The organism is Rhizobium mayense (genome assembly GCF_030272705.1).
Taxonomy (GTDB): domain Bacteria; phylum Pseudomonadota; class Alphaproteobacteria; order Rhizobiales; family Rhizobiaceae; genus Rhizobium; species Rhizobium mayense.
This window is the reverse complement of record NZ_JARFYM010000021.1, coordinates 1-21,943: the sequence shown is the minus strand read 5'-3', so window position 1 is coordinate 21,943 and position 21,943 is coordinate 1. Positions and strand designations below refer to the sequence as shown.

Below are 21,943 nucleotides of genomic sequence, written 5' to 3'. Positions count from 1 at the left end.
TCAGCGCTATAGCCTTTTCGACGTCCATGATCCGGAGCTGGAGTACTTCATCGGCGATGCCGAACCTCGGCTGGTCGTCGTCGCGCCGACGGCGAAGGAGGCCGTTTTCCCGATCGCGGCGCGTCAAGGTGCGATCGTCGAAACGCTGGACGCCGTCGGCGGTGGATCCCTGCTCGCAATCGCCAATAACAGACAGAACGATTTCACCGACGTCGACCGCGATACGGACGACCTCGCCGCGATCCTCTACACATCCGGGACCACAGGCCGTTCGAAGGGCGCCATGCTGACCCATGGAAACCTGCTCTCCAATGCATCTACGTTGAAAGACTGCTGGCGGTTCATGGCGGACGACCGGCTGATCCATGCCTTGCCGATCTTCCACACGCATGGGCTTTTCGTCGCCACCAACGTCACGCTGCTGGCCGGCGCCTCAATGTTCCTGCTTCCCAAGTTCGATCCCGAGGAAGTTCTTTCGCTGATGTCCCGTTCGACGGTGCTGATGGGAGTTCCGACGTTCTACACGCGACTGTTGCAAAGCCCGCGTCTCGACAGGGATGCAGTCGCGAATATGCGGCTTTTCGTTTCGGGCTCGGCTCCGCTGCTCGCCGAAACACATGTCCAGTTCGGCAGCCGTACCGGTCATGCGATCCTTGAGCGTTACGGAATGACCGAAACGAACATGAACACGTCGAACCCCTACGATGGTGACCGCGTCGCCGGCACGGTCGGTTTTCCGCTGCCGGGTGTGACGGTCCGTGTCGTCGACACTGCGACCGGAAAGCCGCTACCCTTTGGTGAGACGGGCATGATCGAAATCAAGGGGTCGAACGTGTTCAAGGGTTACTGGCGCATGCCGGAAAAGACGGCCGCCGAGTTTACTTCGGACGGCTTCTTCATCACGGGCGACCTCGGAAAGATTGACGAGCGGGGCTACGTCCACATCGTCGGGCGCAGCAAGGACCTTGTGATTTCCGGCGGATATAACATCTACCCGAAGGAGGTCGAAGGGGAGATCGACCAGATGGAGGGCGTCGTCGAATGTGCGGTTATCGGCGTGCCACATCCGGACTTCGGCGAAGGCGTAACGGCGGTCGTGGTGCGCAAGCCCGGCGCGTTGGTGGACGAAGCTGCGGTACTGATGGCCCTCAGGGATTGCCTCGCACGCTATAAGCAACCAAGGCGCGTGATGTTCGTCGACGAACTTCCGCGCAACACGATGGGAAAGGTCCAGAAAAATGTGCTGCGTGAGCAGTACGCCGGCCTTTTCGCGGACGGGTGACGCTGGAACCCGAGCCGGTTGGGGCTATGTGGTAGGCCCGGAAGGTCGTCGAGGAAGCGCTTGTCTTCCGGTGCCAAGCATCATCCCGACGCCGGTGAGGAACATGTGCGAGCGGGAAGACGAGCCGCGACCCTGCACGAGCTCCACGCATGAAAGCGTACTTGTCACCAAACCAAGAATGACAAGGTGAATGTCCAAAGGCAGACGTAGGCGAGAAGCCCAAAACTATAGAGCAGAGTTGTCCGCATAATGTCTGCTTCTCGGCCAACTTGGCCTACGGCAGCCGCAGCGATGGCGATGGACTGCGGCGAGATCAGTTTTGCCATTACACCACCGCTCGTGTTGGCGGCTACCAGGAGCGCCGGGCTGGCCCCGATCTGAGACGCCGTAACCGATTGCAGATGGGCAAAAAGGATATTGCTGTTAACGGCGGAGCCGGTAATGAACACGCCAAACCAGCCGATCATAGGCGCAATCAGCGGAAAGACTCTGCCGGTTCGAGCTAGTCGCAGACCGATGCTGGATGATGCTCCTGAGAAATTGGCAATATATGCGACGGCCATGATAATCGAAATCATGGCAAGCGGACGCCAAAGGTCGCGAATGACCCAATTGAGCTGCTTGAACGCTTCCGAAGGCGACAATCTCGATGAGAGCAGGGTGGTAAGAATGACAGCGATCAGAATTGCGGTTCCAGATGCGCTGATCAGAGCTACGTTCCAGACGGCAGGCAGGCCCTCAGTTGTGTCCACGATCGGAGGCATTTCCTCAACCTGAAGGTGCAGGGACGGGATTTCCAGTTTCAGCACGGTGGCCGCGAGAGGACCGTCAGCCGCGAAGAGGCTCTTAAATTGCGGCAGGCTCCATAACAGAATGACTGCAGTCAAAATATAAAAGGGCGACCAAGCCTTAATGACCTCAGTCAGCGACCACCGCTGCGCTGATATCGGCGGAGCGCCGTCCTCTCGATATATCCGCTTTGGCTGCCAGAACTGCATGAACAATGCCAGCGTGCCCATGGAGCCCAGTGGTGCCACGATGTTGGTCAGTTCCGGTCCGACAAAAGACAAGGTGAGTGTTTGGAGACCGCTGAACAGAACGCCGATCAGGAGTAGTACGGGCCAGGTTTCCCTGACACCTCGATAGCCATCCAGGACAAGAATGAGAAAAAGCGGCACGAACAGCGTGGAAATTTGGACGATCACGATCATCATGGCAGACAGGTCTGCCAGGTTGACTCCACCTTGCTGCGCACCGACCAGAATGGGTATGCCAATTGCGCCGTATGCGCCGCTCGCGGCATTTGCCAGCAGGCAGAGCATGGCTGCCTTGATCGGTTTGAAGCCAAGTTCCACGAGCAGGGCCGCGCAGATGGCAATCGGTACGCCGAATCCGGCAGCCCCTTCCAGGAACGCACCGAAGCAGAAGGCAATCAGAATGACCTGGATGCGTTGATCATCCGAAATCGCCGCGATGCTGCCCCGAATAACGTCGAACTTGCCGCTTTTTACCGCCAGCCGGTAAAGCCAGACCGCCATGAGCACGATATAGCCGATCGGCCACAAGCCGCTGAGGATGCCAAAGACGGCGGCTCCAACTATCTTTTCCAGTGGCATGTGAAAGACGACGGAAGAAACGATGATTGATATCGCCAGCGTGGCGATCGCAGCGGTCAATCCCTTGAGCTTCAATAGGGTCAGTGCGACCAGAAAGAACAGGATAGGAAGCACGGCAACCAATGCGGAAAGACGGAGGTTTCCCAACGGATCGTATGTCTGCTGCCACATTGGCATTTCCCGGTTCGCTCGATTGCAGGTGTAGTGTCAAAAGGAAGGCTTCATGCTTTCAGAACCGCATTTGGACAGCTTCTTCCATTGGCCAGGCAATTGAAGTTTTCAAACGTGACATCTGCAATTTCGCGCAGGGCCTCGGTGGTAAAAAAGCCCTGATGACCCGTCACCAGAACATTCGGAAAAGTCATCAGCCGCTGGAAGACATCGTCATCGATGATATCGGACGACCGATCGTGAAAGAAAAGCCCGCTCTCTTCTTCATAAACATCGATGCCAAGTGAACCCAAGTGACGGGATTTCAATGCCAGAATGACCGCGCGCGTGTCGACCAGAGCTCCGCGGGACGTATTGATCAGCATTGCGCCTGGTTTCATCAGACCCAGTTTCTTGCTGTTGATCATATGTCGGTTGTGTTCAGACAACGGGCAATGGAGCGTGACGATATGAGACCGTGCCAGCAGGCTATCCAGGTCCGCCATTTCGCCAATAGCTGTAAATTCCGGGGAGGGCGTTGGATCGAACCCAAGAAGGCGGCAGCCAAAACCATTCAAGATTTTCGCGACAGCGAGTCCGATCTTGCCCGTGCCGATGATGCCGACCGTCTTTCCCTGAAGGGTCATGCCCAACAGGCCGCTGAGCATGAAATTGCCTTCCCGGACACGGTTATAAGCCCGATGTGTGTGCCGGTTAAGCGTCAGGATCAGCGCTATCGTGTGTTCCGCGACCGCCTCTGGCGCGTAGGCAGGTACGCGCGCAACCAGCAGACCAAGCTTTTGGGCCGCATCGATATCGACATTGTTAAAACCCGCGCAACGGAGAAAGACTCCCTTCACACCGAGCCCGTGCAAAGCCTCAAGGACGGGTGCGTTCACAACATCGTTGACGAAGACGCATATGGCATCACAGCCCTGCGCAAAGGCGACCGTCTGCAAAGACAAACCGGCTTCCTGGTAAATCAGGTCGAAGGGCGCCGGTTCGCGCTGGTTTGCCTCGTCCAGGAAAGTCTTGTCGTAGGTGTGAGTGCTAAAAACTGCAATTTTCATGGGTAATCCTGTCGTCACGCTTGAGACTGCGCTCGCCCCTCATGAACGGGGTGGGATTGCCGGAATGGTTGCCGGTGGGCACAACTGGTGTTCGTCGCCACGCGAGTGGACGGCGAGGTCATTGGATGTCGATAGCTTGCCGGAAGGAGGAGCAGAAGGGGGCACCAAGTAACATGCAGGTCCTCCAACTCTCGCTCAGGCAAGAAGTATTCGAGGTTGGATGTTAGCATCTCTTGTGTGATGAAGCCCGTAGCATCACGTAGCCTCTATCGGCGTGGACGCCGGTTGGCTGCGGAACGACCACAATCAGAACCGAGCTACAGTTCGATTGTGATCCGGAGGGTGAGCACGGTCTTCAGACCGCAAAGCACCTGCAGCGTCGCCTTACTATGCGTTCGGCTTTTATGGCGACGTCGCTACCGGCGCCTTTGGCATCATCGCGTCCAGTGCGATACGCAAAGGCGAAAACACCCCGTTCCACTCGCAGGATGCTACGTTCCTGCTGCCGAGACGAGGATGTTTCCGCCTCCAGCCCGCTTTAGTCTCGCCGCGGGCGGCGCAGCGTAAAACTCTCGAAGGGAGCGAGCTGGCCATCCTGGCCCACCACGTCGTAATAGGTCACCTTCATGGTGGTGAGATCGCCTTGATGGGCGCCCGGGTCGACATCGAAGGCGGCGAAGCCATAGGAGTGGGCGGCGTTGCGCACGGCCGACCAGGTCGCGTCCTCAGCCACGTAGATCGGCGGGCGCTTGCCGGTCGTGGGGTTCTTGTCGCCCACGCCCATGATCACGCGGCAGCAGGGCGGATTGAAGAAGAGCTCGTTGGAGGGCACGGATGTGCCGCCGCCGCCGATCACCATGTGCACCGTTCCCTTCGTGGTGTCGATCACGTCGGTGGTGGTACCGACCGGGATCGGTGTCAGCGTCTTGTTGTTCTGCTGGCCGCGGATGGGATGAGAGCGCTCGTAATGGTGCTCGTGGCCGCAGACCACCAGGTCCACGCCATATTTGTCGAACAGCGGCAGCCATTCCTCGCGGATGCCGAGATCGGCGCCGTTGAACTTGTCGGCGGTGGAGATGGCGACCTGGTGCATGCAAACCACCAGCCAGTCGATGCCTTTATCGTCGCGGGCTGCGGCGAGTTCCTTCTCGAGCCATGCTTTCTGTGCGCCGCCGGAATAGCCACGCACATAGGAATCGCCACCGTCCTGGTAGCAGACATCGTCATTGGCGATGGCGATCACCCGCACCGAGCCGGCAGTGAAGCTGTACCAAAGGCCATGCGTCACCTCGGTCTGGCCGTCGGCGGCTGGCAGGGAGAAATAGGTCTGATAGGCTTTGTAGCCGATTGGTCCGTTGCCGAGTTCGTTCTCGTGGTTGCCGGGCGAAGGCATCCACGGGCGGTTGCGAGCGCTGCGGGTGTTATTGTTCCAGAAATCCCACCAGGTTCGTACGCGGTCCTGGGCGAGGTTGGCGTAGCACAGGTCCCCATTGAACAGGTGGAAGAGCGGGCGCAGGCGCTCGACGCCGAGCGTGGTGTCGCCCGCGGCGGGCGAACCGAGATTGTCGTTGATATAGGTGACGCCCTGCAGCGTGACGCCGGCCGGCGGATGGAAGACCTTGCCGAGAGTCGGTGTGCCCTGGTCACCGAAGCTGGTGAACGTAAGGCGCTGGCGACCACGCGGCGAGGTGCGGAAGGTGCCGAATTGCGGCTCGGCGCCGTCGTGCAGCGCGGCGTAGAGATAGGCGGCGTCGGCGTCGAGCCCGCCGACCTTGGCATGATAGGCATAGACGGTCTGGTTGGATTTGCCGTCGACATAGCTCGCTTCTTGGGCGGCCACCGTCTGCTCGAGCTTGCCGTCGGGCCGGCCGATCAGCACGCGCGGCTGCTTGACCGGCTGCAGCGTATGCCAGGAGACCACCATCTCGGCGGACGCATCGGCGCCGAACTGAAGATGGAGCCCCGCCACCGGGGGCGTTTCCACCGGATTCGTCAAACCAGTGGCTGCCGGTGCCGGCGCATTGTCTTCGGCGCTGGCAAACGACGAAGTCAGCAGTACGCCGGTTCCGATGCCGGCAGCGGCAAGGAGTCTGCGGCGGCTGATGTCAAAGTTCTTATCGCTGTCCGGTGTGTTCATGGCGGGGAGCTCCGGCGAGAGGGGGGTTCCTCTTGCTAGCGCCAGACTGTGAATTTGGCGCGACAATCTGGTCATGCCCCCACCTTTGCTTCGTATGCCCGGGAGTCCAAGGACGATCACCTGGAACGCATGTCCCCAGGAGGAGGGCGTGAGAGCAGGGACCCTGTCAGACGAGAAACAGCTACGTTTGCTCGCGTCGACTGATAGAGGGCGGCCTTGGGGCTAGGCGCCCGTTGGAACTGCCGAAGACTTCACGCGGACTGAGCGAAAGTAGGATCTGCGCGGACCGCTCCAAGCCCGAAATGCGATCTCAACGTATCGCCTTCGTAGTCGGTCCTGAACAGACCGCGCTTCCTAAGGATGGGCACCACCTCGTCCGCAAAGAGCGACAACTGGCTGTTGATGATCGGAGGCATGACGTTGAAACCATCGGCGGCACCCGACAGGAACCATTCCTCGATGATGTCGGCGATCTCTTCCGGTGTGCCCGCCACGGCGACATGACCACGAGCGCCTGCCAATTTGCGCAACAACTGGCGCAAGGTGAGCTTTTCGCGCAAGGACATCTCGACGTAGCCGATGACGCGGCTCTTGGAAGCCTCGACGGCGTTCGGATCGGGGAAGTCTTCCTTTGTGAGCGGTCGGTCGAGCGGGACTTGGCTGAAGTCATGCCCGCCGAAGCGGGCCTTGAGCCTCGTCAGACCGACCTCCGTGCTCGTCAGCGCGTCGAGTTCCTCCCAGACTTGCTCGGCTTCGCGCTGCGTGGAACCGATCGCTGCGCTGATCCCTGGCAGAACAACGATGTCTTCGGGGCGACGGCCATATGCGACCGCACGGTTCTTTACGTCCGAATAGAAGGACTTGGCGGAATCGATCGTCATGTGGGCGGTGAATATCGCTTCTGCCCAGCGAGCGGCAAACGCTCTTCCTGAATCGGACTGCCCTGCCTGGATATAGACTGGCCGACCCTGCGGGCTCCCTGGAACATTCAGCGGTCCCTTCGTTCGGCAGTGCTGGCCCTGGTAGTTCGCAGGCCTGATACGAGAAAGATCGAGATATTTGCCGGCGTCCCGGTCGTCGACCACCGCCTCCGATGGGAAGCTCTTCCACAGAGCGTTGACAGCCTCGACGAATTCTTCGGCAAGCTTGTAGCGATCCGAATGATCAAGATTCTGCTGAAGCCCATAGTTGGCACCGGCCTCCGGCGCCCAGGAGGTGACGATATTCCACCCGGCGCGCCCCTTCGACAAGTGGTCGAGCGTGGCGAACTGGCGAGCCAGGGTGTAGGGCAGGCTGTAAGTGGTCGATGCCGTGCCGATCAGGCCAATCTTCTCGGTATGGGCAGCGAGCAAGGCCAACAGCACGATCGGCTCGAGCGATCCGGAAGAGGCGAGACCGCTGCTGTTGCCTGCAGCCAGGGTATCGGCCAGGAAAACCGCATCGAATTTTGCCGCTTCGGCGATATGTGCCGCTTCGACGTAGAGATCGAGATCAGTGAGTGCTTTGTGATTGGAGCCCGGGTGACGCCACGCGCCTTCGTGGTGGCCACGCGACATCAGAAAGAGGTTCAGGTGCAGCTGTCGGGACATCTCTATTACCTTTCAGACTCGCTCGCTGACGCCGAAGCTGAGAAGCAGTTTGGCACGGAGCGAAAGCAATTTGGGATCGTGGGAACGTCGCGGATGGGGGACCGAGACGATATGGTCTTCCGCTATCCGACCGCCCTTCAGGACCAGGATCCGATCGGAAAGAAGGAGCGCTTCGTCGACGTCATGCGTCACAAGAACGATCGTCGGCCTCTCGCGTTTGACGAGGCGCATGAGCAGCTCTTGCATTCGAAGGCGGGTCAGGGCATCGAGAGCGCCAAAGGGCTCGTCGGCCAGAAGAAGTTGTGGAGACCGCAGAAGGGACCGGGCGAGGGAAGCGCGTTGCTTCTGGCCGCCGGACAACGTCTCCGGCCAGACCGTGGCCTTGTCGCCCAATCCGACAGCATCGAGCATATCGAGCGCCGCGGATCTGGCATCTTGGCGCCGCAATCCCAGTGTCAGGTTGTCGACAACCGACTTCCACGGTAGCAACCTGGAATCCTGGAACAGGACGGAAATTTTGTCGGGTACCTTGAAGTGTCCTTGTCCTTCCGCGTCGTCATCCAGTCCTGCGAGGGCACGGAGCAACGTCGTCTTGCCAGAGCCGGATTCGCCTAGCAGCGAAACGAACTGGCCATGGGGGATTTCGAGCGAGATGCGGTCGAGAACCGTCTTGCCTTTGAAGCTCCGCGACAGGTTTCGAAGCTCGACGGCGTTCGGGCTAGGAATATCCCCGTTCACGATCCCAGTGCCCTCCGGTAAGAGAGGGCACGGCTTTCGATAAACCGCACCACCGCGTCTGAGGCAAGTCCCAGCACCGCATAGATGATGATGCCGACGACGATGACGTCGGTCTGGCCCCAATCCCTGGCCCGGTTCATCAGGTAACCGATCCCCGTCTGGGTGTTGACGAGTTCGAGAACGACCAACGCGGTCCAGCTGATCGCCACCGCCAGCCGGAGTGCTACGAAGAAGCCCGGCAACGCGCCAGGAAGCGCGACATGGCGAATGAACTCCATCCGGGTCAGTCCGAGCGTGCTGGCAAGCTCGACGTGCCCGATCTCGATGGCCCTGAGAGCTACATGGGTGTTGATATAAACGGGCACAAGGACGGCCGTGAAGATCAGAAAGACCTTCATGGATTCGCCAATGCCAAGCCAGATGATGACGAGTGGTATGAGCGCCAGCGTCGGAATGGCCTTTTTGATCTGGATGACACCGTCGATCAGCGCTTCGCCGGTTCTTGTGAGACCGGATAGAAGCGCGAGCACGATGCCAACGGTCACGCCGAGGAAAAGGCCGGCATAGGCTCTGCCAGCAGAGGCAAGAAGATGCGGCAGCAGCGAACCGTCCAGGATCATGTCGTAGCCCGTCTTAAGGGCTGTCGACGGCGCAGACAGTGTATACGGCGAGAGAAACCCCAGCCGGGACGCGGCCTCCCAGAACACAAGAACGAGCGCCGGTCCGAGTAGACGAAGTCCTTTGGGCAGCCTGGCGGGCGTCAATCTAATCGGCCGCCGAGGCGAAGTATGAACGATGCTTCGTTCGTTGGACCGGCCCCGGTCCCCGGATCGGGCGAACCTCGTCTGGGCGACGTCGGCCATCAGCTACTTCCTTGACGCGCTTGCTCGATCGTCTGGTCGAAGATGCCGACGAAAGAGGAGTTCGCGTCGAAACGCTCCTTGATCGACCCGGCCTGATAAAGGATGTCGATCAGCTTCTGGTGATGGGGAATGGCCTCCGCTGATGTCGGGAAGACGAGCGGCGACTGCCCCTTGAGGATGGCGTCGGCGTCCTCGGGCGTGACGTGCTGGAAGCCGGCGTAGTAGAACTTCGCCCATTCCTCTCGATGTTCGTTGCTCCACTTCCCGGCGCGGACAAAGGCGGTCAGAAATGCTTTGATCGCCTCGACCTTCTTGGGATCGGTCAGGACCTCCGGGCGAGCGTAGAAGTAGGACGTGCTTGGTAGCAGCCTGCGCTCCTCCGGGTCGAGAACGGGGGAGGCGCCTGCTTGCTTGGCCAACCTCGTGACGAACGGCTCCTGGAGTACCGCAACATCGACTGCGCTCGATCTGAGCGCATCCGGCAGGTCAGCGACACGCAGGTTGAGGAGTTCCACGTCGCTGAGCTTCAGCCCGGCCCGGTTCAGCGCCTCGATGAGGAAGACTTGCCGACCGGATCCCTCGACGTAGCTGACCTTCTTGCCCTTGAGCTCGGACAGCTTGTTGATGACGAGTCCCGGCCTGCTAGTGAGGTGATACTCAGAGATGTCGCGGGTGAATGTGCCGATGATCGGCAGAAGCGTCCCGGAAGCGCGGGCCTGGATCGGCGGGGTGTCCCCGACGAAGGCGATATCGAGGGCCCCGGCTCTCATGGCTTCAAGGATGGCGGGGCCGCCAGCGAAATTGGGGAATTCTACGCTGAGATTAAGGCTCTTTCGCTCGCCGCTGGCATCCAGCAGATTGCGGACGAACTCGCTTTGATCGGCCACGACAAGCTTCGTTGTCTCGGCCGCGAAGGCGCGCCCAACGCTCGTGGACGCAATAATTCCGATGCCCACAGCCTGCAGCAAAGTCCTACGCTTCACAGTCCACCCCCATCTCTTCCGCCGAACTGCAATTCAATCTATAGTGTTTCTATAGACATTAAAGAGATTTAGGTTTCAATTCGCCGGCTTGTTGGGCAAAAGTCTTCCACAGCCCGCAGGTTTTTTTAGAGATCTGTGCTGCCTGTATTCAGATGGATGTTGAGCCAGGCGCGCATGGCAAGATCGTCGTCAACGCCGTACGCTGCGCGATCGCGCTTGAAGGGCTTGAGCCTATCCCTGTGGCGAACGCAGCCGCAGGCAAATTCTGGCGCGCCGCAACACGTGCAGCCACTACGAACGATCTCCACGAGTTCGCAGTCGACTGACAGATCGTTGATCGCTTTTCGATCAGGGAGGCGCCGTGATCGGGAGAGCTCGGTTACGGGGTAGATCGACTTGAGTTACGTCAGCAGGGCTTGAAGCGCGATGGCTACAAAGGCGAAGATGATGACGGCCAGCGCCATCAGAGTGACCTGGCGATTGGCTTTTTCGAGAACGCGCAATTGTCGTCCCCGTTTCCCACGAAGGCGATACCCTCGGACAGGGACGGTATTGGAGCGGGCTTGCTCTTTTCTCCCGGACGTGGCTGCCTCCCAGCAGAAGATGCTCTTTTTCAAGTATAGCAGCCGGCGCCACATTTTTCATGGCTTGAATCGGCACTTTGAGACTCAACACGCATTTTTCGCTTATTCCCCTCGAACGGCACCACCCAGCATGTTTTTACTCATTCAGAGAGCTATGGCGATGAAGCATCAGTTTGGTTTCATCTTGCGGTGGTAAAAATCTCTCGCGAACAAGACGTCCACTCGGAAAATTGTTCGCGCAAAATGAGCCGTACCCGGTGCCCTGGCCCTACCTCCCTGCCATGAGGTAGGGCCGCTTTATTCGGTCGCGTCTCTTTTAAGGGGATTGCTGTTTTCATCCCCTTGCCGTGCGGTGGGAGACCGCTAGGTCACGTTGTGCGGAACAGCACATGGGGGATGAGTTGGCTTACGATTGGAGCGGCGTCAGGACGCGCCGAATAAAGGCATTGAAGGTGGGGATATCATTGATGATTGCAGCCGCGGCTCTGGCAGGCCCGGCAATGGTGCTGCTTCGCTCCCATCACTGAAGCCAACCCGGCACGTAGTGAAGAGTTTCGCTAAGTCCATGCTTGCAGAGCGTCGATTTCTACAGGTTTGCGTTGCCGACGATCTGAAACGGCACACGCCATGTGGATATTAATCTCTCATTTTTCACGCAACGAGCTTGCTATGGTTTAACCCGGCGACCAGCGATCTATTGCACCTGCTGAAACGGGGAGACCCCACGTGACGGCCGGGCGCCCCGGAGCACCCTTGGTCGGGAATGTGGGGCTCCCGTCATCCAGTTAGAGCTTCGATGCCGCCGTGAAAAAATCGTCGATCTGCCGGTGCGTAAAGCCCATGCCCGCCAAACTCTGCTGCATTCTCGGCAACGATTTGACGAAAGAGTCGGAATATTCATGGGCGATCCGCACCGATCGATCCTGCGATCTACCCGTTGCGATGCAGTGCACCAGGAGTGTCGAGCCCTAATCGCAAACGGTCCTGTATAGCTTCACCCGGTGGTGATAGCTGTATCTGTAGTATCTCTCTGTCCAGCACCGGCGACCATAGTCATATCTCGGGCCGTCATAATAGCCATCGTCGGCGTAGCGTGGCGGGTAATGATAGTGCCGTGGTGGTGGCGGATCATCGTAGTAGCGAGGTCCAGTCCCGTACTCAAAGTAGATCTGAGAGAATGCCGGCGACGCTGGTAGCGCCGTTGCAAACGCCAGTGCTGCGATTGCGATCATTTTCATGTGTTCTTCCCATCCCGATTTGCACATGCTCAATTGCAAGGCTGTGTCTCACGCCTCGGATGGTAATACGTCATGAGCTTTGCTTTTGAACATGGACCTAAGTCCCGATCAAATGCGGACTTTGGCCCGATGAAGTGCAAAAAGCATTTGCGCCGCTTGAGGCGGTTGAAACGATGGATGCTTATTCGAACAACTTTCCGGTCGCTGCGATCGAGCTGCATCCGTGGAATGTGAACTTGGATACCTGACCGCCACGCTCACCATCATCGTCCACAGCCACAAGCAAAATCGGATCGAAAAACTGCTGCCGTGAAATATTCCGGGATTGCGCAGTCACGGAAACCGCTAAAAGCCTTTGGTGGCAGATGTCAAACTAACTTCAGCGGTTTCCAACCCCAAACATAAGCTTCGGTTTCGGCAAATTATAATGGGGAAGCTTCGCATTCGTTGCGCGGGCATTTAGTCGGCGAATGTAACGCGATAAGGCCAAGCCCTGTACGCACAGGATTACCAAGTCAAAAATATCGAAGAAGATAATGAACGCCAATGCCCCTACGATTGCTCGAATTGTAAAATGTGGAGCAAGCTCATTGAGCCGAACAAGCGGGCCGATATCTTCGATGACCTTTGCGGCCAAAAGTAACACAAGCGCCCAGAACGACGGCCGCCAAGTCCGCGCAGAGGCAAAATCAAGATCAAAGGCGTAGCTAAAAGTGACCGCTAACAGGGGGAGCTGCATAACTAACATGCCGTAATGCAGTAATGTTGGCAAATAGCCGCCATCAAACCAGTAAAATAGCGAGTTGAGATACAATACTCCACTCAAAACTGCAAAAAGCTTCCATCCCATCGACGACCCCATCAAGTGCCTAGAGAATAGGTTGAAAACGTAACAATACATTGAGCAGGTTGCTTAAAGATCTACCAGACACCTACTGAGTGTATGCGTCTTGAATGCGACAGCCGAGGGTTCCCTTGATGCCGACGGCGGGAATACGGCCCGTCTCCGGGCTCTTCTCTCCTTTCCTCTCCTCACCGGCTGTTTCAAAACATCATTCCAATCCTCGGCCGGCGGCCGCAACCGAAGCCAGGTACAGTCGACGCCCTCCGCGATCGCGCGAAGGCGCGGCATAGACGTCTGTCTCAATGCGGATTTGCAGCGGGCCGCGTCAGCCCACTGACGAAAAGCGATTCCATCCCTCTTTGACAGTCTCCATGGCTGGATTCGTGGATGTGCTAGCGACGTGGGGTAGCGTAGAAATCTTTTCGCCCAGCACCCGACGATACCTGCCGATATCGCGCGTGCGAACCTTCAGGAGGTAGTCGAAGCGGCCGGCAATCATGTGGCACTCTTCGATTTCTCGCACCTTCCTTACAGCGTCGTTAAAACTCCTCAGCGCTTCTTCGCGTGTGTCGGATAGTTTCACCTCGACGAAGGCGACGTGGTCGAGCTGCATCTTGGTGGGATTGAGGATCGCTCTGAACCCCTCGATGTAACCTTCGGATATGAGACGTCTGAAGCGAATTTGGCATGGAGTTTTGGACAGGCCGACACGCGCGGCCAAATCAGTGATCGACATTCGGCCATCCTCGACAAGAGCCTCAAGGATCTTCTTGTCAAACTGGTCGAGTTCACCAAAAAAGTTGATTTCTGTAGCCATTATGATCTTCAAACGTCGCCATTAAAAGGCACTTAGTATCATACAAACCCTAAATCAAGTCGGTTCGACGTCCAGACCTATGATAAGCTGCCTTTATGAAACTGGAGGACGGATCAATTGCTACCGAGGATAAGCGCTCCCACGACGCTGCGAGCGGCGACAACATCAACCTGGTGGAGAAGTACGGACCTATCGGCTCGTCCGCCGTGCGCGCTGTCCTCAGCGTCACATCAAGAACGCGAGGCCGCGACGCAAAGAGAGACGAACTCGACCGTCTTCTGGCCCCAAAACACCTCCCCGAGTGATGAGCCGCATAGGCTTGATTTGATTTTTTCAACCAGGATTGCCCGCAATGCTCAAAGCCGTTGCTGAAAACTCGCCCGAAGCCTCTCCCCTGCCATTCTCCCAGTTCGCGCCGCCGATCCGCGAACAGTCTGCTTTACGCAAGGCAATTACTGCCGCTTATCGCCGCCCCGAGACGGAATGTCTGCCGCGGCTTGTCGAGGCAGCAAAAGTCCCGGCTGACTTGAAGGCGACGATCCGTGGCACGGCGCGCAAGCTGATCGAAGCGCTGCGCGCCAAGCACAAAGGAACCGGTGTCGAAGGACTGGTGCAGGAATATTCGCTGTCGAGCCAGGAGGGCGTTGCCCTGATGTGTCTTGCGGAGGCGCTGCTGCGCATTCCCGACACGGCGACCCGCGATGCGCTGATCCGCGACAAGATTTCCGAGGGCGACTGGAAGTCCCATGTCGGCGGCGGACGTTCGCTGTTCGTCAATGCCGCGACCTGGGGTCTGGTCGTTACCGGCAAGCTGACGTCCACCGTAAACGACCGCAGCCTTGCCGCAGCGCTGACGCGGCTGATCGCTCGCTGCGGCGAACCGGTCATCCGTCGCGGCGTCGATATGGCGATGCGCATGATGGGCGAGCAATTCGTGACCGGCGAGACGATCGACGAGGCGCTGAAGCGGGCGCGCCCGCTCGAAGCCCGCGGCTTCCGTTATTCCTACGACATGCTGGGCGAGGCGGCGACGACCGCGAAAGATGCCGAGCGCTACTATCGCGACTACGAGAATGCCATTCACGCGATCGGCAAGGCATCGGCCGGCCGTGGCGTCTATGAAGGCCCCGGTATCTCGATCAAGCTGTCCGCTCTACATCCGCGTTATGTCCGCGCGCAGTCGAAGCGCGTCATGGAAGAACTGCTCCCGCGCGTGCGTGCGCTGGCGCTGCTCGCCAAGACGTATGATATCGGTCTCAATATCGACGCCGAGGAGGCCGACCGCCTCGAACTTTCTCTTGATCTCCTCGAGGACCTCAGCCTCGACGCCGAACTCGCCGGATGGAACGGTCTCGGTTTCGTCGTCCAGGCTTATGGCAAGCGCTGCCCCTTCGTGCTCGACTACATCATCGATCTTGCCCGCCGCTCCGGCCGCCGCATGATGGTGCGCCTCGTCAAGGGCGCTTACTGGGATGCCGAAATCAAGCGCGCGCAGCTCGACGGCCTACCGGACTTCCCGGTCTATACGCGCAAGATCCACACTGATGTCGCTTATGTCGCCTGCGCCCGCAAGCTGCTGGCAGCAACGGACGTCATCTTCCCGCAATTTGCCACGCATAATGCCCAGTCGCTGGCGACCATCTATCATCTGGCTGGTCCGGACTTTAAGGTCGGCAAATACGAGTTCCAGTGCCTTCACGGCATGGGCGAGCCGCTTTACGACGAAGTCGTCGGCAAGCAGAACCTCGATCGGCCCTGCCGCATCTATGCGCCGGTCGGCACGCATGAAACGCTGCTCGCCTATCTCGTGCGCCGCCTGCTTGAGAACGGTGCCAACTCTTCCTTCGTCAACCGTATCTCCGACCCGAAGATTCCGACCGACGAGCTGACCGCTGATCCCGTTGATCTCGTGGAAGCGACCACGCCGGTTGGAAAGCCACATGATCTGATTTCACTGCCGGCAAACCTCTACGGGGCCGAGCGGCAGAATTCCTCCGGGATCGACTTGGCGAACGAGACCGAGCTGGCGCGCCTTGCCGGCAACCTCGTCGAAACGGCCAGAACGTCCTGGCACGCTACGCCGCTTCTCGCTGACGGCTCTGTTGAAGGTACGGTCCAGCCGATCCTCAATCCGGCTGATCATGGCGATGTCGTTGGTCAGGTCACCGAGGTCGAGATCGATGCCGCGGCCAGGATCGCCAAGCTCGCGGAGAAGGGCGGTCAGGAATGGGCTCGGGTCTCGCCGGCAGATCGGGCCGCATGCCTCGACCGTGCCGCCGACCTCATGCAGTCGCGCGTCGAGCCCTTAATGGGGATCATCATGCGCGAGGCGGGCAAGTCGGCCGCAAATGCGATCGGCGAAGTCCGTGAAGCCGTCGACTTCCTTCGCTACTATGCTGAGCAGGCCCGCCGCACGCTCGGCCCCTCGCATACGCCGCTCGGCCCGATCGTCTGCATCAGCCCCTGGAATTTCCCGCTGGCAATCTTTACCGGGCAGGTCGCGGCAGCGCTGGTCGCTGGCAACTCGGTCATGGCGAAACCTGCGGGCGTAACACCGATCATCGCGTTCGAGAGCGTCAAGATTCTACACGAGGCGGGCGTCCCGCGGGGCGCGCTCCAGTTCACGCCCGGCAGCGGCCGTCTAGGCGCCGCACTCATCGATGCTCCGGAAACGGCCGGCGTCATGTTCACCGGATCGACCGGGGTCGCGCGCATGATCCAGGCGCAGCTTGCAAACCGGCTGTCGAAGTCCGGCAAGCCGATCCCGCTGATCGCCGAGACCGGCGGCCAGAACGGCATGATCGTCGATTCCTCCGCGCTTGCCGAACAGGTTGTCGGCGACGTGATCGCGTCTGCTTTTGACAGCGCGGGCCAGCGCTGCTCGGCGCTTCGCGTTCTTTGTCTGCAGCAGGATGTGGCAGACCGCACCCTGACCATGCTGAAAGGCGCCCTTCAGGAGCTGACGATCGGCCGCACGGACCGCCTGAGCATCGACGTCGGCCCCGTGATCACCGAGGGCGCAAAAGTCGAAATCGACGCCCATATCGAAAAAATGAAGGCGCTTGGCTGCAAGGTCGAGCAGCTGCCGCTTCCACAGGCCGCAGACCTCGGCACCTTCGTGCCGCCGACGATCATCGAGCTCAAGAAGCTCTCCGATCTCGAAAAGGAAATCTTCGGCCCCGTCCTTCACGTCATCCGCTACCGCCGTGAGGATCTCGACCGCTTGATCGACGATATCAACGGCTCCGGTTACGGCCTGACCTTCGGCCTCCATACGCGCCTTGATGAGACTATCGCCCATGTGACGAGCCGCGTGCAGGCGGGCAACCTCTATGTGAACCGCAATATCATCGGCGCGGTTGTCGGCGTCCAGCCATTCGGCGGGCGAGGTCTCTCCGGCACCGGCCCGAAGGCTGGTGGTCCGCTTTATATAGGCCGCCTGGTTCAGAAGGCGCCGGTGCCGCCGCAGCATAGCTCCGTACATATCGACCCGGCGCTGGCGGATTTTGCCGTCTGGTTATCGTCGAAGGATCGCGCTGACGATGCCGAAGCAGCCCGTGAGCTCGGCAGCCTGTCGGCAGTCGGATTGCAGAAGGAACTTGCCGGCCCCGTCGGCGAGCGCAACCTTTACGCCCTCCACCCCCGCGGCCGTGTCCTTCTGGCTCCGGTCAGTGAGCGTGGACTCTATCGTCAGATTGCCGCCGCCCTTGCAACCGGCAATCGGCTCGTCATCGACGAGGCGTCAAGCCTCCTCCCGGTGTTGGACGATCTGCCGGCGAGCGTCGCCCATCGTATCAAATGGACGTCGGACTGGAACAAGGACGGCCCATTTGCCTCCGCCCTCGTCGAAGGTGACGCGGAACGGGTGATGAAGGTCAACCAGGCAATCGCCGCGCTCGACGGTCCGCTAGTGCTGGTTCAGTCGGCAACGACTACCGAGATCGAAAACGACATCGAAGCCTATTGCCTGAACTGGCTCGTCGAAGAGGTCTCGACATCGATCAACACGGCGGCGGCAGGCGGAAATGCCAGCCTGATGACGATCGGATAGCATGATATTCGGGCGGCTGCTGAGTCGGTAATCGGCTCAGCAGCGGGCCGGCAAACAGCTTCAGCGGCTGCAAGGCGAAGCTTACCGTCGATCAGCTTCTTTTGCCTCTGCCTTGGAGGGGTGAAGATGCGGTTGGTGCAAGCGCCGTCAAGGCGCAGGAGTGAAGTCTTGGTGGCAGGCCCGAACAGGAAATGCGTAGCTTAAAGAGGATGGGCATCGCGGCATCTGAGTCTATTCGGCAACATTTCCCGACAACCTTGAAGACCATCGTAATCGCCCGTCGACACGCTGTTTCGGCGTCAGTTAAACCGAGTCTGCGAATTGATTCGCCGGGGCCGATGTGTGTGGGGAGAATCGCCCGCGCAGGCCCACTGGGAGCTGGCATGAACGCGACAACCATATCCAACTGGGCATCACGGAATAACTTCCACGCGCGTGGGCCGTTCACCTTCCATAGATACGACAAGGACCGCAGCCTTGCGATAGAGATCAAGCGTGCCTCGGTCGTGGTCATTGTCGAAACAGTAGGCCGGCCACCGCGCATCAAAGCGCGCTTGTTCAAGGATCTGCGCTATGATCCCCTCAATGACATCATCGACGGCATGGACCTCGCCATCTGAAACGGCTGCCCCCGGCAACAGGCTGCTCGAACACAGCACCGTCAATACAGCTGTGGTCTCCGGTCCGTATCCTCTCAAGACCCAAAAGCTCATCGACTGTTGGCTGTTTGCTGACATCTGCGATGAATGTGTTCAACGGCAACTATGCGCCCGCATTGCGGCCATCGTGTAGATCGAACTCTGATCCCAGAAGCGGCCGCTCTGCAGAGCCGGCAACATCAGCCTTGAAGTCAAGCCGTTGCGAAGGCAGCGAACGGTGAGGCGACCTTCTCTTCGTGGTCGCGCAGCCGTTCCAAATTCTCCGTCCGCGACGTATCATTCGGAGGCGCATTGGGCGCGATGCTTAGAATCGCAACCGCCCAAGCGACAACACGGGAGTCAGCCGATGACGAGCACACGAATTTCGCAGAGTGCCTGACATGGGCACGACTTCTCGCCCCAGAACCACCGGTGTGCGGCAATTCCTTGATCTTGAGCAGCAGCGCGATTGGATAGCGGGCAAGATCGACTTGCCGGACGCGGGCGACCGCTCAGAGTCCCTGGAACAGCGCTTCAAATATGTTGCTCGATTTGAGAAGCTACTTAGTCGCCCGCAAGCAGGGGAAGTGCTGGAGATTCTCGGGCTATACGGTCCAAACTGCATTCCCTTGCTGCGCAAGACCGAGCGCTACTACTGGTCGGTTTCCTGTCTGCCGTCGACCTCGGACAAGCCGCTCGTACGCGTCAATGCGAGCTGGATGGAGCTTTTCACGCTCTATGCTCAAGGCGACGATATCCGCGCCAGATTCATCGTGCATCTTTCGGATTTCACTACAGATCGTTCAGCAACGCCGAGCCGGGTGGACGAACCCTTTCTCGAGCAAAGCGTCGCGATGCCCGAGGACGTCAGTTATTTCTTCCCGCGTGGTGCGGACATTTTCGGCATCAATGTGCGCGGCTCTGTCTCGATCCGCAAAGTCCTCGGGAGCCGCCGAGCGGTGCGCGCCATTCGGACGTTCAACCTGACGCACATGAACCGCGGGCGGAACGCCTATCAGGCGAGCCATTGCTACAGCGTGGCGGATTACATGCAGGCAGATCGAGGGGTTCTTTAACCCACGTCATCCTGGTGAATTCACCGTCGCCGGTGGCGGCCGCATCTCGCGAGGCCGAAAAGACAACAGAGGCACACTCGCGCTTGACCAGCTCGGCCGGTGTGCGCCGTCATAATGTTCATCGAGCCACAGGTCGCTGTCGCTGCAAAGCGGACATGACGCAGTGACAACACGGGTCGCAGTTGCGCCAAAAGCGGCCACCAGCTTGTCAGGTTAAACAACCCGTCTGGAAACATGGGCAAGCCCACTCATGCCGTGTGCATGGGAATGTTATGATCTCATCTGCGTCAACATGGCTGATGTTGTATGCAGCAGTTTTGAGGTAGTGCTCCCTCACGATAGATAGTGCCAAGTAATAGCCTGGAAATATCCGAAATGTGGGATTGGTTCCCTATAGTCTTCATTACGTTCAAGGTTCTCGTGTTAGGCACGGGCATGTTCTTCGCCATCAAGTGGCATCACGATCAAGAGAAGAAGAAATAACGAAACCAGCGGACCGTAAGCGCCCGCCGATTAGAGAAGTGCCGCCCATTTAGTCCGCTTAGGGCCGATCTCAGACCTCGGCGGCAAGAACTCTGATGCCCGCATTTTCGTGTTGGGTGTCCCAGCAGCGGACGGTCGACCATCGGCCCCCACCTCCGGGAACCCATCACGTTCGCGTTTTCCTTGTGGTCAATGGTGACCAAAGGAGAACTCAGATGGGTATTGCACAATCTGATCCCGCCGCACTGGGCCGACCGGCATGGAACGCAGGCCGCAAAGTCGGCGTCAAGAAGCCCCTGAAGCAACGCGAGATTTGGGCGATCCGCTTCTTCCTAGATCGGGGGGGCGCATGAGAGACCGGGCACTGTTCGATCTCGCAATCGACAGTAAGCTCCGAGGCTGCGATCTGGCTAAGATCAAGATCGGAACTCTCGTCACAGGTCAAGAAATCCGAACCCGTGCCATGGTCGTCCAGCAGAAGACCGGTCGACCGGTACAGTTCGAGATCACGACTGAAGTCAAGGCAAGTCTGCTTGCATGGCTTGAGCGGAGAGGCGGAACAATCGACGACTACGCCTTTCCCAGTCGAGTCGATCGTGCCGATCATCTCAGTACACGCCAGTATGCCCGATTAGTCGATGAGTGGGTGACCGCAATCGGGCTAAGACAGGAAGACTATGCCACGCATTCGCTTCGACGCACGAAGGCCGCGATGATCTACAAAGCAACGGGCAATCTTCGTGCAATCCACATACTGCTCGGGCACACGAAGATCGAGAATACCGTCAGGTACTTTGGTGTGGACATTGAGGACGCGCTGGAACTGGCAGAGCATACAGAGATTTGACTATGTGCGGCTCCGCCTAGCGGGGCCGCGCCTCGCGGCGCAAGCGGCCCGCTACGAGAAAACCGACGGAGCAGCTATGCGCCCTCAAATGCGACCTTGAGCACAGCGTTCAGCGATCAAGAAAACTGCCAGCAGTCAATGCCTTATAGCGCGAGCGAGCGCGGAACCGGATGGCGCCCTCCTGCGACCTGCAAGAATGGGGAAGTTGCACCTTAGGGCACCCGATCCATTCCGTTGCTCCCGGGAATCCTCAGCGGACTGGTATTCGGCTACAAGCGTCATCGTAGCCCCAAGAGTTGGCGGCAAATTTGATGGAGAGCAAACAGTGACAAACAAACCGCAAGCCGAAGACACAGAAGCCACAGGTTCTGGCCAACTCCTCGCTTCCATGACGGGCAAGGCGAGCTCGGCCAAGGCCGCAGAGGGCGACAAGCCGGTGTTCTCCTATATCGCAAGTTTGCCTCAGCCCCAGCGCGGTATCGCTGAGCGCATCGATGCCTTGGCCGCCGAGACGATACCGGACCTCAAGCGCGCCGTGAAATGGGGGATGGCGTATTATGGCGTGAGCGACGGGTGGTGCTTCTCCTCGGGTGCTTTCATCGGTCATCTGAAGCTGATGTTCATTCACGGCAACGAGCTCACACCGGAACCGCCGGTGACGCCGGTCGGCATGGGCAAATCCACGCGCGGCGTTGAGCTGGTTTCGCTGGATGATCTCGACGAGCGGCAGGTCGCGGCCTGGATGCGGGAGGCCAAGCCTTTCGTGGGGGCGAGCAAGCGAAAGAAGGCTTAGATCGCGATTAGCAAAAGCTACGATTGCATCGGAGGGCTAGAGCGCTTCATGTTTTGTTTGAAGCATATCCAGCGTTGACAAGATAATTGGTGCACTCGTCTGGACCGATGGTCTGGACGAGTGAGCCGAGATATCGCCAGGTGT

The 21,943-nt window shown here is 58.9% G+C and carries 13 protein-coding genes and 2 pseudogenes; 6 read left to right on the top strand and 9 right to left on the bottom strand.

Annotated features, from left to right (window positions below; translation table 11 throughout):
- Positions 1-34 precede the first annotated feature (34 nt).
- Positions 35-1,282: pseudogene (locus PY649_RS22225) on the top strand (malonate--CoA ligase); the annotation flags it as partial.
- Between the two features lie 164 nt (positions 1,283-1,446).
- Here the strand turns inward: PY649_RS22225 and PY649_RS22220 are convergent.
- The 9 genes from PY649_RS22220 to PY649_RS22180 form a co-directional block, all read right to left on the bottom strand.
- Positions 1,447-3,069, bottom strand: a complete 1,623-nt coding sequence (locus PY649_RS22220; protein ID WP_285870866.1) for an L-lactate permease — start codon at positions 3,067-3,069, stop codon at positions 1,447-1,449.
- 50 nt (positions 3,070-3,119) lie between these two features.
- On the bottom strand, positions 3,120-4,118 hold the full coding sequence (locus tag PY649_RS22215; protein ID WP_285870865.1) for a 2-hydroxyacid dehydrogenase: 999 nt from the start codon (positions 4,116-4,118) through the stop codon (positions 3,120-3,122).
- Between the two features lie 538 nt (positions 4,119-4,656).
- Entirely contained in the window at positions 4,657-6,255 is a 1,599-nt protein-coding gene (locus tag PY649_RS22210; protein ID WP_285870864.1) for a purple acid phosphatase family protein, read from the bottom strand.
- A 251-nt stretch (positions 6,256-6,506) separates the two neighbouring features.
- Positions 6,507-7,844: an LLM class flavin-dependent oxidoreductase gene (locus PY649_RS22205; RefSeq protein WP_285870863.1), complete on the bottom strand. Its 1,338-nt coding sequence runs from the start codon at positions 7,842-7,844 to the stop codon at positions 6,507-6,509.
- A gap of 12 nt (positions 7,845-7,856) precedes the next feature.
- Entirely contained in the window at positions 7,857-8,582 is a 726-nt protein-coding gene (locus tag PY649_RS22200; RefSeq protein WP_285870862.1) for an ABC transporter ATP-binding protein, read from the bottom strand.
- Positions 8,579-9,346: an ABC transporter permease gene (locus tag PY649_RS22195; RefSeq protein WP_285870860.1), complete on the bottom strand. Its 768-nt coding sequence runs from the start codon at positions 9,344-9,346 to the stop codon at positions 8,579-8,581. Before PY649_RS22195 ends, PY649_RS22200 begins: the two co-directional genes overlap by 4 nt.
- A gap of 98 nt (positions 9,347-9,444) precedes the next feature.
- Complete coding sequence (locus PY649_RS22190; protein WP_285870859.1) at positions 9,445-10,428, bottom strand: ABC transporter substrate-binding protein; 984 nt, start codon at positions 10,426-10,428, stop codon at positions 9,445-9,447.
- Positions 10,429-12,629: 2,201 nt separating this feature from the next.
- A complete protein-coding gene (locus PY649_RS22185; RefSeq protein WP_285870858.1) occupies positions 12,630-13,100 on the bottom strand; it encodes a hypothetical protein in 471 nt (156 codons plus the stop codon).
- A 319-nt stretch (positions 13,101-13,419) separates the two neighbouring features.
- Positions 13,420-13,911, bottom strand: a complete 492-nt coding sequence (locus tag PY649_RS22180; protein WP_285870857.1) for an Lrp/AsnC family transcriptional regulator — start codon at positions 13,909-13,911, stop codon at positions 13,420-13,422.
- A gap of 352 nt (positions 13,912-14,263) precedes the next feature.
- Between PY649_RS22180 and putA the strand changes: the two genes are divergently transcribed.
- The 5 genes and pseudogenes from putA (at position 14,264) to PY649_RS22155 (ending at position 21,799) form a co-directional block, all read left to right on the top strand.
- Complete coding sequence (gene putA / locus PY649_RS22175) at positions 14,264-17,962, top strand: trifunctional transcriptional regulator/proline dehydrogenase/L-glutamate gamma-semialdehyde dehydrogenase (RefSeq protein WP_285870856.1); 3,699 nt, start codon at positions 14,264-14,266, stop codon at positions 17,960-17,962.
- 383 nt (positions 17,963-18,345) lie between these two features.
- Complete coding sequence (locus PY649_RS22170; protein WP_285870855.1) at positions 18,346-18,582, top strand: hypothetical protein; 237 nt, start codon at positions 18,346-18,348, stop codon at positions 18,580-18,582.
- Between the two features lie 419 nt (positions 18,583-19,001).
- Positions 19,002-19,676, top strand: a complete 675-nt coding sequence (locus PY649_RS22165) for a hypothetical protein (protein WP_285870854.1) — start codon at positions 19,002-19,004, stop codon at positions 19,674-19,676.
- Between the two features lie 698 nt (positions 19,677-20,374).
- A pseudogene (locus tag PY649_RS22160) lies at positions 20,375-21,006 on the top strand (tyrosine-type recombinase/integrase).
- Positions 21,007-21,331: 325 nt separating this feature from the next.
- Positions 21,332-21,799 (top strand): DUF1801 domain-containing protein, encoded by a 468-nt coding sequence (locus PY649_RS22155; protein WP_285870853.1) that lies wholly within the window; start codon positions 21,332-21,334, stop codon positions 21,797-21,799.
- Positions 21,800-21,943: the final 144 nt, after the last annotated feature.